We start from the raw sequence: 16,511 nt of genomic DNA, 5'->3' as shown, positions 1-16,511 counted from the left end.
CCACCGAGTCTACAGCATGGCCCCCGGATCCACGTCGATCACGACCTTCACCGCTGACGGAACGTCCACCAGGGCCGCTTCGACCCTGGCGAGCAACGGGGCAAGCGCCACATGTGTCGGCCCCTTCAAGAGCAACTGCCAGCGCGTCTTGCCCCGGATTTTGGCGATGGGCGCCACCGCCGGCCCCAGCAACCGCACCCCCACCGACGCCGGGGGCATGTTCCGGGAGATGATGTTCCCCAGGTGCCGGGCCACGCTGGCCGTCTGCTCCGGGTGCTCCCCCTCCAGCCGGATGGAGGCCATCCGCGCGAAGGGCGGATACGCCAGCGCCTTGCGCCACTCCAGCTCCTGCTGGGCGAAGCCATCGAAATCATGGGCCAAGACCCGCTTCACCGGCTCCGCGTCCGGGTTGTACGTCTGCACCAACACCCGGCCCGGGTCCTTGCCGCGCCCCGCCCGCCCCGCCACCTGGGTCAACAGGTGGAAGGTCCGCTCCGCCGCCCGGAAGTCCGGTATCGCCAGTGAGGTGTCCGCCATCACGACACACACCAGCGTCACCCCCGGGAAGTCGTGCCCCTTGGCCACCATCTGCGTGCCCACCAGCACGTCCAGCTCCCGCCGGGCGAACGCCGCCAGCATCTCCGTCAACTTCTCCGCGCTCGTCGCCGAGTCCCTGTCCAGCCGAGCCACCCGCGCCGTCGGGATGCGCTCCAGGACCTCCGCCTCCACCCGCTCCGTGCCGATGCCCAGCTTCAACATCGGCCCCGTACACTCCAGGCACCGGTCCGGCACGGGCATCGCCAGCCCGCAGTAGTGGCACACCACCCGGTTCTGCGAGCGGTGGTGCGTCATGCACACGTCACACGAGGTGCACTTCAGCGACACCCCGCACACCTCGCACAGCAACACCGTGCTGTGTCCGCGGCGGTTGAGGAAGAGGATGACCTGCTGGCCCCTCCCCAGCGTCTCCTCCATCGCCGCCAACAAGGGCGGACTGAGGATGGGCGCCTCGTCCGTCATCATGCCGTCGCGAGGGCGCTCCTGCCGCAGGTCCACCATCTCGATGGTGGGCATGGGCCTGTCGTCCACCCGCCGCTTGAGCTCCAGGAGCCGGTAGCGGCCCTTCTTCACGTTCTCCAGCGTCTCCAGCGCGGGCGTCGCCGAGCCCAACACCACCACCGCCCCCGCCTGCTTGCCTCGCACCACCGCCAGGTCCCGCGCCTGGTAGCGCAAGCTGTCGTCCTGCTTGAAGGACGGGTCGTGCTCCTCGTCCACGACGATGAGCCCCAGGTTCTCCACGGGCGCGAACACCGCCGAGCGCACCCCCACCGCGATCTTCACCTCGCCCTTGCGAAGCGCCTGCCAGTGGAACAGCCGCTCCCGGTCCTTCAGCGCCGAGTGCAGCACCGCCACCTCCGAGCCGAACCGGCTGCGGAAGCGCCCCACGAGCTGCGGCGTGAGGGCGATCTCCGGCACGAGGATGAGGCTGCCCTTGCCCAGTGACAGCGCATGCTCCGCCGCGCGCAGGTACACCTCCGTCTTCCCGCTGCCCGTGACGCCGTGGAGCAGGAACGGCTGGAAGGCCCCCGTGTCCAGGGCCTCGCGCAACGTCACGCCCGCCGCGTCCTGCTCCGGAGTGAGCCGGTCGGGGCGGCCTTGAATCAGGCCCTCCTTCACCCCGGCCTCCAGCTTCTTCTCCTCGATGCGGACCAGGCCCTTCGAGGCCAGGCTCTTGAGGTGCGCCCGAGCCCCCGGGATGGCGTGGCTCACCTCCTCCAGCGGCGCGCTTCCTCCCACGGCCAGCAGGTAGGCCAGCGCCGCGGACTGCGCATGTGCTCGCGCCAGCGAGGGCGGCACCTCGTTCACCAGCGCCACCGCGAACTGCTGGACGTCGGGCTTTGCCTCCTTCTCGTCCACCGGCTTCGACAAGCCCGGGGGAAGGGAGCCTCGGATGACCTCGCCCAGGGGATAGCGGTAGTGCTCGGCCGCGAAGCGCAGCAGCGCGATGAGGTCCTTGGGCAGAGAGGGGGAGTCCTCCAGCACGCGCTGGATGGGCTTGAGCCGGACGTTCTCTCCGGGAGGGCGGGCCGCGGGGCCCAGGTAGAAGCCCAGGGCGGTGCCTCGGCCGAAGGGCACCAGGACGCGCTGCCCCGGCGCGAGCTGGCTCACGAGGGACTCCGGAACGGAGTAGGTGAACTCACCCCGGACGGGGCGAGCCACGGCGATGGAGGCCAGGACAGGAGGGCTCGCGCTCACAGCGGGGGCCACTGTAGCGGCCTGTTGCTGGAGCGACAGTTCCCGGCCAGGTCTCACACGCGAGGTGCGCTCCCCCGTGGAACCCGAGGAGGGGGCCTCCTCCGAGGACCCCTGGGCCGGCTCGTCCCACAACGCTCGCTGCTCCATGGCACTCCCTTCGACCGCCACCCCTACCCCTTCCGTCCTGCCGCCATGCGCACAGTGCCAGGGGCCTCTGACACAGGCCGGGCCCCGGACGCCAGCACCACATGCTCGGAGCATGCTCGAAGCCCCACGCCCAGCACCGGCCCCACGGGTGCCACTCGAGCCGCCTGGGCAGAGGCGGGTCCCAACAGCTCAGTCCGCCAGCACGCGCGGATTCAGGGACAGCGCACAGCGGCGCTCACGCGGAAGACCCGCCTGGGCCTCCTTCGCCAGCACTTCGCGGAGCCGGTCATCCAGCGCGTCGTCCGGAATGCGCGTGAAGCCAAGTCCCACATAGAACGGCTCGTTCCACGGCACCTCGAGGAACGTCGTCAGGGTGATGGCCTCGAGGTCCGCGTCGCGGGCGAACACGGCGGCGGCTCGGAGCAGCGCGCGTCCCAGGCCGCGCCGCTGATGCGAGGGATTCACCGCCATCTGCCAGACATGCAGCACGCCCCCCACCTGCTGCGCCGAGAGGAAGCCCACGACGCCCACCTCCGCATCCCGCGCGACCCACACGGCCCCCGCGTCAATCAACGGCAGATGCGCCGCCTCCGCCATGACGTCGTCATCGGCAATCCACGCCAGCGCCTCGAGCTGACGGAACAGCACTCCCGACGCACGCTCGATGTCGGGGAAGAACGCGGCGTCCTCGCGGGTCGCACGGTGGATGGAGACGTTGGAATCCAGGGTCGGCACAGGTGAACACCTCGAGACCGGACTACATTCATCGCACCATGACGGTCAGCGTCCAGGACTTCGAACCCGCGTTGATGAACCAGGTGGGCCCGCTGTGCGCGCGGGCCTTCGATGACTACCCCTTCCTCGCGGAGCTGTTCCCGGGCTCCTCCGAGAAGCGGGCCCACGTGTCCTCGGCGTTCTACATCGGCTGCGTGAAGGACTCGCTGACACACGGCGTGGTGCACGTCACCGTCGACAACGGACGACTCACGGGCCTCGCGTCGTGGCTCCGTCCAGGCGCCTATCCACCGTCGCTCCGCAGACAGGCGGTCTACCTGCCCACCCTCTGGGCCGGACTGCGTCACTTCCCGAGCCGCGCGCGACTGGCCCTCCAAGCCCTGGCGCGACTGGACCGCTACCACCCTCCCACGCCGCCCCACTGGTACCTGGATGTCATCGCCGTGGACCCGGCCTACCAAGGGCGCGGGCTGGGGGCTCGGCTGATGCGCGCGGGGCTGGAATTGGCCGAGCAGACTCGCGCTCCGTGCTTCCTGGAGACGGCCAAGGCCTCCAATCGCGACTGGTACCAAGGCTTCGGCTTCGAGCTCCAGCGCACCGAGCCCTGCTTCGACGGAGGTCCTCCCCAGTGGTTCATGTGGCGGCCCTCGTCATCGAGCGGCGCCGGGCATGCCGAATCCTCGGAGACACCCGCGCCTCGGCTCCGCTCGGTGTAGCGACTCGCGGAATGGGGGCTCACGCGCGGCACACGCCCGCGAGCCCCCGCGGCGAGAAGGACTACTCGCCGGTGACCTTCCGCCACGCGGGACGGCTGCTCGTGCGCTCCCACCACGCGGCCACGTTCTTGTACCGGGCCACCGTGTCCTCCTCTCCCGCGGGGAAGAGGTACGCCATGAAGGGCATCCACGTCACGTCGGCGAGCGAGACTGCATCGCCCGCGAGGAACGGCTGCCGCGCCAGCGTCGGGTCGATGAGGGCGAACACCTTCTCCATCCCCTGGCGCCCCGCCATCACCACGGCCTCATCCACGACGCCGCCCCCCATGAACTGCTTCAGGAACTTCTCCCAGATGACCTTGAAGGCGTTCGGCGCGAAGTAGTTCAACCCCACGCTGATGGACTGCTCCATCACGGCACAGGCGCGCGGCTGGGACGGCACCAGCGACGGTCCCTCCAGCTTGCGGTCCAGATAGCGGATGATGGCCTGCGACTCGTAGAGCGAGAAGCCGTCGTTGTCCTCGAACGCGGGGACCACGCCGAACGGGTGGCGAGCCAGGTGCTCCGGCAGCTTGTGCGCCCCCGTCGGCAGGTCGACGAGGACGAACTCCGCCTCATGCCCCTTCTCCGCCAACGTGGCGAGGACCATGCGCGTGTAGATGCTGCCCGGGTGGCCGTAGACTTTCATCGACGTCGCTCTTCCGTGAACATGCGGGCCGGAGGGAGTCCGGCCTGGCGGAGCGACTCTTCACCACGTTCCCGAGCACGACAAGGACATCCCGAGGCGGCGCCTCGACGGCGACGTGAATCCCCTCGGCGCGCCGGAGCACGTCCACGTCCGACGCGCGCGAAAGAGGCCGCGCCTCGCGCTATCCCGCGACCTTCTTCCACGAGGGCCGAGCGCTGATGCGATTCCACCACGCGCTCACGTTCGGGTACTTGCCGATGAGGTCCTTCGCGGACGTCGCGCCCAGGTACCCGAGGTACGGCATCCACGTCACGTCTGCGAGCGAGAACGCGTCGCCCGCGAGGAACTGCTGCCGCCCCAGCACCGGCTCGACGACGCTGAACACCTTCTCCACGCCCTGGCGTCCCTCCGCCACGCGGGCCGCGGCCTCGCTTCCCTCTCCTCGATGGAAGAGTTCCACCATGATGATCTTCATGGCCGCGGGGCTGAAATAGCTCTGCTCCACGCCGATGAACTGCTCCATGAATCCGTAGGGCTTCGGCTGCGACGGCGTGAGCGACGTCCCCGGCAGCACGCGGTCCAGATAACGGATGATGGCGCGCGACTCGTACAGGAGCGTGCCGTCGTCGGCCTCGAAGGCGGGCACCACTCCGAACGGCTGACGGGCGAGGTGCGCGGGCGACTTCTGCTCGCCCTTCGTCAGGTCGACGAGGACGAACTCCGCCTCCTTGCCCTTCTCCGCCAGCGTGGTGAGAACCTTGCGCGTACAGGTGCTCATCGGATGGCCATAGACCTTCATGTGCGGCGCTCCTCGGGGACACGCGGGCCGGAGGAATCCGGCCGGGCGCCGCGACTCTTCAACGCGCCACCGCACGTCACAAGTGCCTCGGGAGCGACCGGTCAATACTCATCACTGTGCCGATGCCATGATGCATCGGCACAGCCCGGTCTCTCCCGGCGCGCTACGGCGTGAAGAGCTTGTCGGGCACCGTGGCCCGCGTGTCGCCTTTCAAGCCGGTGAAGCGCACCACCCGCTGGCCACCGCGCCACACCTCGATGGTGCGCGGCAGGGCCTCTCCCGTCGCGGGCGAGGTGTAGTCCAGGAAGCGCACGTCCCACGCGTTCTTCGCGGCGTCCGTGTAGCGCAGCCGCGCGGGCCGGAAGCCATCCTTGTAGACCCAGAACTGCGGACGCCCCTCGGCCATGTCGCCGAGCACGTACGCCACCTCGCCTCCGAAGCGCGCCAGCCCCGTGCGAGTCGTGTCGACGCCCAGCCCCTGGAGGTACTGCTGCACCGACTCCTTCAGCGTCTGGATGGGCCCACCGCCCGCGGCGAGCAGCGGGCACACCTGCGTGACGAGCACCGACAGCGGCGCAATCTCGTGGCCCTCCACCTTGCGGCGTCCGGCCACCTGCACCACGGCGCTGCGCGCGTTGCCATCCGGCACCGAGGCCTCGAAGCGGCAGCGCCCCGGCACCTTCACGTACAACACCCCGTCGCCTTGCACGTCGGGGCGGTCCGTCGCCGCGCCCAGCGCAGCCCCCGCCTCCTTCACCGCGGGACCACTGAAGCTGAGCGAGCCCTCCACTCGGATACCGGAGAGCTTGAGCTCCTCTCGCTCGGTCACCATGCGCCGGAGGATGGAGCCCCCCGGCAACACGTAGGCCACGGCGGTGAAGGACGACAGGACTGCGACGAGTGCGACGATGCGCTTCACGGCTTCTCCGTCTTCACGACCTCACGCATGTACTCGAGCAGCCCGCCCCGCAGCTCGGGGCGCTTGAGCGCGTAGGCGATGTTCGCCTTGAGGTACCCCACCTTGTCGCCCGCGTCATAGCGCTGTCCCTTGAATTTGTAGCCCAAGAGACCGTGCGACTGCTGCAGCGTGGCCAGACCATCCGTGAGCTGGATTTCACCGCCCACACCCGGCGTCTGCTTCTCCAGGATGGGGAAGATTTCCGGCGGCAACACGTAGCGGCCGATGACGGCGAGGTTCGACGGCGCGGTGCCCTTCTTGGGCTTCTCCACCACGCGGTCGATGCGGATGACGCCATCGCCCAGGTCCGTGCCGGCGGCGATGCCGTACATGTGCGTCTCGTCATCGGGCACTTCCATGAGCGCGATGACGGCCTGGTTGTACTGGCGGTAGACGCGAGCGAGCTGACGGATGCCCGGCTCCTCGGCATCAATCATGTCGTCGCCGAGGAGGACGCCGAACGGCTCGTTGCCGATGGCGCTCTTCGCGCACAGCACGGCGTGGCCCAGGCCCTTGGGCTCCTTCTGACGGATGGAGACGACCCGCACCAGTTCCGCGATGGCGCGCAGCTTGTCCGCGTCCGCCGTCTTGCCTCGGGCGCGCAGGGTGGTCTCCAGCTCGAAGCCGATGTCGAAGTGGTCTTCGATGGCCCCCTTGCCGCGGCCGTTGATGAGGACGACGTCCTCGATGCCAGCGGCCACCGCCTCCTCCACGATGTATTGGAGGGTGGGTGTGTCGACGATGGGCAACATCTCCTTGGGCACGGACTTCGTGGCGGGAAGAAAGCGCGTGCCGAGCCCGGCTGCCGGGATGACACACTTACGGATAAGGGGCTCTGCCTTCGGTGTGTGGGCGGACATGAGGCCCGGGAATCTATTGGCGCCCCCTGACCCCATCAAGCTGGTTAGGATGGCACCCCCATGTCGCTCCGTCCCGCCGTCCTGTTGTTCGCCGTGTGTGTCTCCACCGCCGCCCTGGCTCAACCTCATGAGGACTTGAGGGACGTCATGACGGCGCGCGCCTACGCCATGGGAGGGGCCTTCCGCGCCCTGGGCATCGGCACGGAGGCCGTGCTGGGCAATCCCGCCGCCATGGCCATGTACCCGGCCTACCGTGTCGAATCGACGGGCGCCTGGGACACCCGCCTCAAGGAAGGGATGCTCGGCCTCTCCATCATCGACGCGGCGACCAGCAAGCTGGCCATGGGGATTGACTACCACTGGGTCAGCCTGGGCCGTGGCGGGGCTCGCACCTCCGCGCATCTGAGCTCGATGGGTGTGGGGTTCGCGCTGACCCCGGGGATTCTGATTGGGGGGGTGGCGCGCTACCTGCGCATGAGCGGCATGGGGCGCTATGCGAACTCGGTGACGATGGACACGGGGCTGCTGTTCCGGCTGTCGGACTCGCTGACGGCGGGCCTGTCGGGGCACAACCTCATCAACACCGAGAACGTGGAGCTGTCCCGGTACTACTCGGGCCACCTCGGCTACTCCTCCGGCGCGCTGACGCTCGCGGGCGACGTGCGCGCGGACTTCGAGACCGAGGACAAGACGACGATGACGTACAGCGGCGGGCTCGAGTACCTCGCGGGGATGCAGCTCCCGCTGCGCATGGGCTACATGTACGACGGCGTGACTCGGACGTCGAAGCTGAGCGGTGGCCTGGGCTTCATGAGCGAGACGGGCAGCGGCCTGGACCTGGCGTACCGCCATGAGCTGGGTGGGCTGAAGAGCCGGATGCTGGCGCTCACCCTGCGCATGCAGATGAACTGAGGCGTCAGCGCGGCGCGCGCAGGGCGAGGTATCGCTCGGACGCGGCGAAGCGCAGGAGCTCCACCAGCTCGGCGTCTTGCGAGCGGCGGGCTCGAATCACCGACACGGCGGGCCCCACCGCGCCGCAGGCCACCAGGCCCGCGCGATTGGCGGAGTCTCGCGCCGCGTCCACGAGGGATGAGGCCTTGAAGTCGCGGGTGCCGGGCTCGAGGAGCTCGAGGGTTCGCTCCAGGGCGCGGGGGGACAGCGTGTCGCGCACGAGCTTCGCGTCGGCGCTGGAGTCCTTCGGGTCCTTGAGGACGGTGGACAGGAGCGCGAGGGCGCGCAGGAGCTGAGCGCCCTTCATCGCGCGCAGGGCGAGCAGGTCGGGGGAGAGGGAGAGCAGGGCCCGGCCCGCGTGGAAGCGCAGCTCCGCGGCGGAGAGGGCCTGGCGGATGATGGAGCGGCCCACGAGCAGGCGCGGCTTGTCGGTGTGGACGGCGGCGAAGGGCGGGCTGTCGTCCTCGGCGAGGACGAGCTCGGGGAGGTTGACCGAGAGGATTCGCGCGGAGGAGTGGAGCGCGTCGAGGACCGCGGGGGCGCCGGGGCCGGCGACGGCGCGGAGGGGCTCGGAGGCGTCCGCGGCTCGGCCTTGCGCGGGGAACAGGCGGCACAGCGCGATTCCCGCGCAGGCGAGCAGCTCTCCGGCGGGGGTTCTCAGGCCCGGGTGACGGAGGCCGGCGCGCTCGTCGGCGGTGAGCGGGGGGCGCTGCTGGCGCGGGGCCGGGCCTTCGCGTCCAGCGAGGGCTTCGACGATTTCGCGCATGAGGGCCGCGCGCGCGGTGTCGCCTCGGGTGTCGAAGAAGTCGGCGAGCTGTTCGTAGGTGGCGGTGTCGAGCGGGCGCTCTCGCAGTTGGCGGAAGACCTCGGGCTCGGTGTCCGGCGAGGGTGCGGGCGCCGGGATGATGGGGTTTTCGCGGGTCTCCGTTGCTCCGACGGAGACGGGCGGAGGGGGCTTCGAGATGAAGGAGCGGCCTTGGGCGAGGCCGGCTTCGGGGCGGCCTCCGCGGACGACTCGGCGCACGGGGTCCATGCGGCCGGGCGGGGCTTCCCAGGAGATGACTCGCGTCTCCGGGACAGGCGCGGCGTCGAGGTCCACCGCGGTTCCCGTGATGAGGTCGATGGCCTTCTTGCCTCGGGGATGCTCGGGGGGATTCTCGGCGGCGGGTGCACGTGGGGGTTCGCCACGTGATGCAGGGGCTCGCGGGCTTGGGGCGGGGGCGTTGTCGCTGGCGGCGGATGCGCGCGGGGGCTCGCCGCGTGATGCAGGGGCTCGCGGGCTTGGGGCGGGGGCGTTGTCGCTGGCGACGGATGCGCGCGGGGGCTCGCCACGTGATGCAGGGGCTCGCGGGCTTGGGGCTGATGCGCCTTCGGCGACGGGTGATGCCTGGGGCGGTTCTCCGCGTGACGACGGGCCGCGCTGGCCTCGCGCAGGCGCGCTCTCCTCTACAGGTGAACGCCTCGGAGATTCACCGCGAGAGGCAGGGGCTCGCGAGTTCGATGAGGGCGGTGGCTCAGCGACAGGTGCGAGCCTTGGCGGCTCACCGCGAGACGCGGATGCGCGCGCGCCCGACGAAGGCGATGGCTCCTCGACAGGTGAGAGCCGCGGTGGCTCACCGCGAGACGCGGATGCGCGCGCGCCCGACGAAGGCGACGGCGCATCGACAGGTGAAAGCCTCGGTGGCTCACCGCGAGAGGCAGGGACTCGAGAGTTCGACGCGGTCGGAGGCTCCCTTGGTGGCTCACCACGAGACGGGGATGCACGCGCGCCCGGCGAAGGCGGAGAATCCTCGACAGGCGAAAGCCTCGGTGGCTCACCGCGAGTGGCAGGGGCTCGCAAGTTCGACGCGGATGGAGGCTCCGCGACAGGCAAGAGCCTCCGTGCCTCCCCCCGACCTGCGGATGCCGACGAGTCCGACGAAGGCATGCTCGCGGTCGAGGACGCGGATGGAGGTGAGTCGACACGCGACGCTGACGACCGCTGCCCGGATGCCGCCGTGGACTCAGGAGCAGGGCGCGTGCGCGGCGACTCTCCTCGCGCAGCCGAAGACCGCTGCCCAGGGGCCGCCGTAGACTCAGGAGCGGCGCGCGTGCGCAGGGACGCGTCACGCGATGCAGCTACGCCCTCGCTCGACGCTGCGGTGGTCTCAGCAACAACGCGTGTTCGCGGCGACTCTCCTCGCGATGCAGCTGTGCCCTCGCTCGGCGCGGAGGTGGTCTCAGCAGCAGCGCGTGTTCGCGGCGACTCTCCTCGCGATACAGCTGTGCCCTGGCTCGGCGCGGAGGTGGTCTCAGCAGCAGCGTGCGTTCGCGGCGACTCTCCTCGCGATGCAGCTGTGCCCTGGCTCGACGCGGAGGTGGTCTCAGCAGCAGCGCGCGCTCGCGGCGACTCTCCTCTCGATGCGGCTGCGCCCTGGCTCGGCGCTGATGTGCTCTCAGCAGCAGCGCGCGTTCGCGGCGACTCTCCTCGCGATGCGGCCGTGCCCTGGCTTGGCGCTGATGCGCTCTCAGCAGCAGACCGCACCCGGGGGGATTCTCCACGGGACGAGGGAGCGCTTTGACTCAGCGCGGGTCCTGATTCGGCGGGCTCCTGCGTACGCGCTGGGTTGCCACGCGATGCCGATGCGCGCTGCCCCGGCACGGGCGCTGGCGGCGATTTCGCCTCGGTGCGTGGCGTGGCTTTGTCCGCGCCAGACACCGCGATGTGAGTCCCGAAGACCACGGTCGAGCCCGAGAGAACAGGACGGTCCAGCTCCGGCCCCAATGCCCCCAGCGCGTCCATGCCGGACTCAGCAGCGACTCCCGATGGGTTCGTCGACTCTTCCGCAGGGGGTGCGACAGCTCCCTTCACGGGGATGAGTGTCTCGGCTCCCGCGGTTCGCGGAGTCCTCGCCTTCCGGCCTGGCACTTCATCCGCGCCTCGGAGTCCTCGCCCTCCTAGGGGCCCTTCCGCGGACGTCTTGCGCGCTGCCGCATCGGGCTCGGCGGACGACGTGACCTCCTCGGACAGGTCGCCTCCCGCAGCCACGAGCGACGAGGTCGACACCGGCAACGGTGCGAGCGGGGACCTCGGACCACTCGGCTCTCGACGGGGGGTCGCACTCCGGGGCGGCTCGGGAGGCGCGGGCTCCCGCTCCTCGAGCGCCTGCCTCAATCCCTCCGCGCGACGCGCATAGACCCTCGCACGGTCAGGATTGCCGAGCGACTCACGCCACATGCGCGCCAGCCGCTCCCACGCCCGAATCCGCTCGACCTCATCCTCCGTCGCCGTGGCCGCATGCTCGAGCGCCCACGCCGCCTCGCCTTGGTTGCCGCGCGCGAGCAAGCGCTCCACGAGCATCAGCCACGCGTCCTTGTGACCTGGCTCGAAACGCACCGCCTGACGCAGCTCGTTCAGCGCCCCCTCCGCGTCACCGGATGACTCGAGCGTCGCCACCAACTCCAGACGCGCCTGACGCGCGGTCGACCCACGGGGCTCCCTCGCGAGCTGCGCTCTCAGGAGCTGACCCAAGGCCACCGTGTCGCCCAGCTCCCTCGCTAGCCACAAAAGCCTCTCGTGGGCATGTTCGCTCTCGGGGCTCTCGATGAGCACCTCGCCCCATGCCCACTGCGCGAGGCGCGTGTCTCCCAGCGATTCCTCGGCGGTGCGCGCCAGCACCCGCAGCGCCTCCGCCCTGTCAGGCGCTCTCCGCGGCGCCGTGGCGAGCAGGGTCCGCAACCGCGAGGCAATGGCCCCTCGCGCCTCACCCTCCACGCAGAGGAGCAGCCCCGCGAGCGCGGGCAACAACCCGGGCACGAGCGACTCCGCCGCCTCGAAGTCCACGCGCGCCTTCTGCGGCTCTCCCATGTGGAGCCACCGCTCGCCGCGAGTCAGCAGCGCGATGGCACGCGCATGCCCCGTCCGAGCCCTTTGGATGGCCTCGTCGAGTGCTCGCCGGACCTGGGAGGCATCACCTCGGGAGGCCAGCAGACGCACCTGCTCCCGCAACGCGGAGCGGTCTCCCGTCAGCTCGACAATCTCCCCGTACATGCGCGCGGCACCCGCGGGGTCCTGGAGTTCCGTCTCCATCACCTCCGCGAGGCGCGTCAGGGCTTCCGCACGCGCGGCCGGGTCCTTCGCGCGGTCCGCACGCTTGAGGTAGTGCTGGGCCAACTCCCTCCACGCACGACGCGCGATGAGCTGCGCCTCGAGCTTCTGTGAGCGCGCCCATTCCTCGGCGGACTCTTCCTTGCCAGGTGCCGACGCCCCGGGCTTCTCCGTGCTCGTGGGAGCTACGGAGTCCGAGCGCGGAGTGGAGGGAACGCTCGCCACGGGCTTCGGTTGGCCGAGGGATTCCTTCCCTGGTAGTGCGCCCCCCAGTGCGGCGAGAAGGTCCGCGAGTGGCACCTCCATGGTCTCTGAGCGAGGCGCGTCTTTCTCGAAGCTCGGGGTCACCGCTGGGATGACCTGAGTCCGCGCACGAGAGGGCTCCACGGTTGCCGGGGATTTGACCGGTGGCGGTGAAGCCTTCGGTGCCACGGGCGCGATGGTGCGCCCAGGCACCAGCTGGGCATCGGGAACAACAGGGTCGCTCCATGGGACCCAGAGCGCTTCGGGCGCGATGCCGGGCATCTCGACCACGGTCTTCGTACGAAGGTCTGTTTCCGCCTCCGACCCTGTCGAGGGGGGCGGCGTGGCGCTGTGGCGCGCATCCGGCCGGGCCGGGGCTTCTGGCTTGGATGCAGCGCCCTTTGTCGAATGCCCCGACTCCGCTGGTCGCGACTCGGCGCCTTGTGCCGACCCTGTCGACGAAGTCTTCGCCTCGGCAAGGGGAGCGCGCGATGCGATGTCGTCGACTGGTTCCGCGGACTCTTCAGCCCGAGCCACACTCACGGAGGCTGCAACGGGCGGATCCGATGCGATGGAGCGGTTCACGCTCGCCTGGTGTGGCTGCCGAGATACCGCATCGACTGGCGCCCCACTCGCCTGAGCTGCCGCGACATCCGTCGTGCTGCTGCTCGATGCCGAGACGGCTTCGCCACCACGGCTTGCGTTGAGCTCCGCACCCGCCAACTCGGCAGATTCATTCGTGGAGGTCTCATGCTCCAGAGGGGGTGATTCCCACTGGCTCCGGTCGGCGCCTGCCTTCGCATCGACTGGCGAGGCCAACGAACCGGCCTGGGCGTCATCGACAGACGACCGGGACACCTCCGCGCCACGCACACTCGACGCATCCGCTCGGGATACAGCCGTCGTGGCGGGATTGAGTCCACTTCGTTCGTCAACCGACAGGGGTGAGGACACATCAGGCCCACGCTTGCTCGACGCTCCGTGCTCAGACGCAGCAAGTGCGGACTCTGTGTTTTCGCTTCGCGACTCATCTGGAGGCGCTTGTTCCCCATCCACCTGTCGACCGTGCGGCTCCGCACCCTCGTGCCGAGCAACCACATCAACTCGGCTCGCGATCAACTCCGCGCTGACGGGCAGTTCCGTCGCATCAGTCCCGTCTCCGATGGACTCGACATCAACGGGCAGCGCCACCGCATCAGTCCGACTCGTGCTCGATTCCGCGCCGATGGGCAGTGCCGCCGCAGCAGTCCGGTCTCCGATGGACTCGACATCAACGGGCAGCGCCACCGCATCAGTCCGACTCGTGCTCGATTCCGCGCCGACGGGCAGTGCCACCGCAGCAGTCCGGTCTCCGACGGACTCGACATCAACAGGCACCGCATCTGTCTGGCCTGCGCTTGAGTCCGTACCGACAGGCAGTGACACCGCGTCGGTTCGGCTCACGCTCAACTTCGCATCAACGGGAAGCTCCGCCGCATTGGTCCGACTCGCGCGCGACTCCGCTCCCACGGGCAGAACGTTCGCGCCTGTCCCGCTCACACTCGACTCCGCACCCACCGGCACGGCCACAGCATCGGTGCGGCTCGCGCTCGACTCCGCTCCCACGGGCAGACCGTTCGCGCCTGTCCCGCTCGCCCTCGACTCCGCGCCCACCGGCACGGCCACAGCATCGGTGCGGCTCGCGCTCGACTCCGCTCCCACGGGCAGACCGTTCGCGGCTGCCCCGCTCACGCTCGACTCCGCGCCCACCGGCACGGCCACAACATCGGTGCGGCTCGCGCTCGACTCCGCTCCCACGGGCAGACCGTTCGCGGCAGCCCCGCTCACGCTCGACTCCGCGCCCACCGGCACGGCCACAACATCGGTGCGGCTCGCGCTCGACTCCGCTCCCACGGGCAGAGCGTTCACAGCAGTCCCGCTCACGCGCGACTCTGCATCCGTCCACGCAGTTGACGCGCGTCCATGACTCCCGCCGGACGATCCCTCCTCCGGCGCCACATCCCACGGCACCAACAGCGCCGGCGGTCCCGCCCCTTCCACCTCCACCCCAGGCGCCGCATCTCCGCTGCTCGGACTCCCAGCCTCAGCGCTCTCGGGAGCGGTGACGCCCTCCGTCTCCAATCCCAACGGGGGGCCCTCGACCTGGAACCGGGCCCAGGACAACTCCATCGTCAGCGAGCGACGCGGCGGCGGCACAGTCGGTACTCCCGAAGCCACGCCCACCGCATCCACCACGGTGTCCATATGGGACTCAGCCTCTTCCCCGACAGACACGCCCCGCACACCCGACTTCAGCGCGGGCAAGCTCCCCAGGACACCACTCGAGGCCCCCGGCTCGCGGCCGTCCTGCTTCGCCCGAAGCACCTCCAACACCCTCCGCGCACGGCGGTCCTCCGGGAACTCCCCCACCACGCCCTCGAGCACCATCACCGCGCGAGGAACCTGCCCCGTCTTGCGAAACAAGCGCGCGAGCTGCCTGCGCACCGCGCGCCGCACCTCCGCAGGCGCTGTCACCGGCACCGAGCCCAACAACTCAATGGCAACAGTCTCAACCCCCGCCAGACGCGAGAAGCGTCCCAGCGCGGCGGCCAACCGGGGCGACATGGGCAACGTCCGGCCCGCGTTCGCCAGCTCCTCGAAGGCTCGCGCCGAGGACCCTTCGCGCAGCCACCGCATGGCGGACCGGAAGTGGCGAGCCACCCCCTCTACTGCTTCAGCCGTCGGCCCGACGTCGAGCATGCCGGTTCGAGGCACCTCCTGTCGGACGGCCTCGGGCTCCGGCGTGCCGGCACCCTTGCCGTTTCTCACGCCACCCATGGGTGCGGCAGTCTACACAACGACGGCCATCCCGGCTGTCACCGTCCTTCTTCCTGTCCGAAATGCCGAGCCCATCACGGCCCGCGTCATGACCCGCCTCTTCGAGGGCACCCGCCACGTCCTCGCCACCCCGACGACGGCTCGATGGACCCACCCCACGCCATCCGCCCAGGAGCAAGCAGCCAGCGACCTCGACCTGGAGAGACTTGACGGCGGAGGCCGAGCTCCGGTGGCCACACGCCATCGAGCCCTCCGGGAGGCCACCTCCCCGCGTCGCCTGTCCTACTTCAAGGGCACGGCCCCGCTCGGAACCTCCACCCCCGCGAGCGTGAAGAAGCGCATCAGGTCCTCGGGCACCGGAGCCTCCATGCGAATCGGCCGCTCCCAGCGCGGATGCAGCAACTCCAGCGCCTGCGCATGCAACAAGCACCGCGCCACCTCCACCCCACCCACCCGCGCCGCGCCCCCATAACGCGAGTCGCCCAGAATCGGCGCCCCCAGCGCCGTCAGGTGCGCCCGCAGCTGGTGGGTGCGCCCCGTCTGAGGCAGCAACTCCACCACGCAGAACTCCGCCCCCGCATACAGCGTGCGGAAGTGCGTCAGCGCGGGCACTCCATTGGCCGCACGCGTCGCACGCCACCGCCCCGGACGCGAAGGGTCCCTCGACAGCGGCAGGTCCACCGTCCCCGAGGCCGGCAACCCAGGCCCCGTCGCCGCCACATAGCGCTTGCGCGCACTCCCATGCCGGAACTCCGCCGCCAGCGCGGACGTCGCGCGCGGCTCCTTCCCGAACACCGTCACCCCCGACGTCTCCCGGTCCAACCGGTGCACCAACCCCGCCTCGCGTCCCAGGTACGCACTCACCTGGTCCACCAGGCTCCCGCCCACCCGCGCCTCCGTCGGCTGCGCCGGGAGCCCCGCGGGCTTGTCCACCGCGAGCACCTCCTCATCCTCGAACAGCACCCGGAACGAGGGAGCCCGCGGCGCCTCCGCCAGCGGACTCCGCCCCCCCTCCTCCAGCACCACCCCCACCACCTGCCCCTGCACCAGCCGCGTCTTCGCCTCCCGGCAGCGACGCCCGGCCACGTACACCGCGCCCACGTCCACCAACCCGCGCGCCTGCTCCACGGACAGGCCGAGCTCCTGGGCCACCGCGTCCACCACGGCCCGCCCCACTCCCGCGCCTTCCACCCGGAATGTCCGACGCTTCACGGCCACACCTCTCCACGTCCCGTTCGCAGTCGCTCGCTACAG

At 70.2% G+C, this 16,511-nt stretch carries 12 protein-coding genes; 4 read left to right on the top strand and 8 right to left on the bottom strand.

What is annotated here, in order from left to right; genetic code table 11:
- Positions 1-9: 9 nt before the first annotated feature.
- Positions 10-2,403, bottom strand: a complete 2,394-nt coding sequence (gene priA / locus MYSTI_RS07200; protein ID WP_015347059.1) for a replication restart helicase PriA — start codon at positions 2,401-2,403, stop codon at positions 10-12.
- A 189-nt stretch (positions 2,404-2,592) separates the two neighbouring features.
- Entirely contained in the window at positions 2,593-3,138 is a 546-nt protein-coding gene (locus MYSTI_RS07195; RefSeq protein ID WP_015347058.1) for a GNAT family N-acetyltransferase, read from the bottom strand.
- Positions 3,139-3,176: 38 nt separating this feature from the next.
- Between MYSTI_RS07195 and MYSTI_RS40500 the strand changes: the two genes are divergently transcribed.
- Positions 3,177-3,854 (top strand): GNAT family N-acetyltransferase, encoded by a 678-nt coding sequence (locus MYSTI_RS40500; protein WP_015347057.1) that lies wholly within the window; start codon positions 3,177-3,179, stop codon positions 3,852-3,854.
- A gap of 61 nt (positions 3,855-3,915) precedes the next feature.
- Here MYSTI_RS40500 and MYSTI_RS07185 read toward each other — a convergent pair whose 3' ends face one another.
- From MYSTI_RS07185 to galU, 4 genes are all read right to left on the bottom strand, one after another.
- Complete coding sequence (locus tag MYSTI_RS07185; protein ID WP_015347056.1) at positions 3,916-4,542, bottom strand: glutathione S-transferase family protein; 627 nt, start codon at positions 4,540-4,542, stop codon at positions 3,916-3,918.
- 181 nt (positions 4,543-4,723) lie between these two features.
- A complete protein-coding gene (locus MYSTI_RS07180) occupies positions 4,724-5,341 on the bottom strand; it encodes a glutathione S-transferase family protein (protein ID WP_015347055.1) in 618 nt (205 codons plus the stop codon).
- 163 nt (positions 5,342-5,504) lie between these two features.
- Positions 5,505-6,260 (bottom strand): hypothetical protein, encoded by a 756-nt coding sequence (locus MYSTI_RS07175; RefSeq protein ID WP_015347054.1) that lies wholly within the window; start codon positions 6,258-6,260, stop codon positions 5,505-5,507.
- Entirely contained in the window at positions 6,257-7,159 is a 903-nt protein-coding gene (gene galU, locus MYSTI_RS07170) for a UTP--glucose-1-phosphate uridylyltransferase GalU (protein WP_015347053.1), read from the bottom strand. The genes MYSTI_RS07175 and galU overlap by 4 nt, the downstream gene beginning before the upstream one ends.
- Positions 7,160-7,219: 60 nt before the next feature.
- On the opposite strand from galU, the gene MYSTI_RS07165 reads away from it, so the two are divergent.
- Positions 7,220-8,071 carry a hypothetical protein gene (locus MYSTI_RS07165; protein WP_015347052.1) on the top strand — a complete coding sequence of 284 codons (852 nt, stop codon included), beginning with the start codon at positions 7,220-7,222 and terminating at the stop codon, positions 8,069-8,071.
- Between the two features lie 4 nt (positions 8,072-8,075).
- Here the strand turns inward: MYSTI_RS07165 and MYSTI_RS40495 are convergent, their stop codons facing one another.
- Positions 8,076-9,209 carry a hypothetical protein gene (locus tag MYSTI_RS40495; protein WP_052350919.1) on the bottom strand — a complete coding sequence of 378 codons (1,134 nt, stop codon included), beginning with the start codon at positions 9,207-9,209 and terminating at the stop codon, positions 8,076-8,078.
- Between the two features lie 2,793 nt (positions 9,210-12,002).
- Between MYSTI_RS40495 and MYSTI_RS40485 the strand changes: the two genes are divergently transcribed.
- The gene (locus MYSTI_RS40485; protein WP_144370008.1) at positions 12,003-12,311 is read left to right on the top strand and encodes a hypothetical protein; all 309 of its coding nucleotides are present in this window, start codon (positions 12,003-12,005) and stop codon (positions 12,309-12,311) included.
- Positions 12,312-13,481: 1,170 nt separating this feature from the next.
- Positions 13,482-13,841: a hypothetical protein gene (locus MYSTI_RS40480; protein WP_052350913.1), complete on the top strand. Its 360-nt coding sequence runs from the start codon at positions 13,482-13,484 to the stop codon at positions 13,839-13,841.
- A gap of 1,698 nt (positions 13,842-15,539) precedes the next feature.
- On the opposite strand, the gene MYSTI_RS07150 is transcribed toward MYSTI_RS40480, so the two are convergent.
- Positions 15,540-16,469, bottom strand: coding sequence for an RluA family pseudouridine synthase (locus MYSTI_RS07150; protein ID WP_015347050.1), 930 nt, complete (start codon positions 16,467-16,469; stop codon positions 15,540-15,542).
- Positions 16,470-16,511 lie beyond the last annotated feature (42 nt).

Origin of the sequence: Myxococcus stipitatus DSM 14675 (genome assembly GCF_000331735.1) — a bacterium.
Lineage (GTDB): Bacteria > Myxococcota > Myxococcia > Myxococcales > Myxococcaceae > Myxococcus > Myxococcus stipitatus.
The sequence above is the reverse complement of the archived record's forward strand: the minus strand, read 5'-3'. Positions and strand labels throughout refer to the sequence as shown.

Coding starts and splice junctions, on each gene's coding strand:
- MYSTI_RS07165 (WP_015347052.1), top strand. CDS start 7,220: ATGTCGCTCCGTCCCGCCGTCCTGTTGTTCGCCGTGTGTGTCTCCACC.
- priA (WP_015347059.1), bottom strand. CDS start 2,403: ATGGAGCAGCGAGCGTTGTGGGACGAGCCGGCCCAGGGGTCCTCGGAG.
- MYSTI_RS40485 (WP_144370008.1), top strand. CDS start 12,003: ATGCCCCGTCCGAGCCCTTTGGATGGCCTCGTCGAGTGCTCGCCGGAC.
- MYSTI_RS07180 (WP_015347055.1), bottom strand. CDS start 5,341: ATGAAGGTCTATGGCCATCCGATGAGCACCTGTACGCGCAAGGTTCTC.
- MYSTI_RS40500 (WP_015347057.1), top strand. CDS start 3,177: ATGACGGTCAGCGTCCAGGACTTCGAACCCGCGTTGATGAACCAGGTG.
- MYSTI_RS07185 (WP_015347056.1), bottom strand. CDS start 4,542: ATGAAAGTCTACGGCCACCCGGGCAGCATCTACACGCGCATGGTCCTC.
- galU (WP_015347053.1), bottom strand. CDS start 7,159: ATGTCCGCCCACACACCGAAGGCAGAGCCCCTTATCCGTAAGTGTGTC.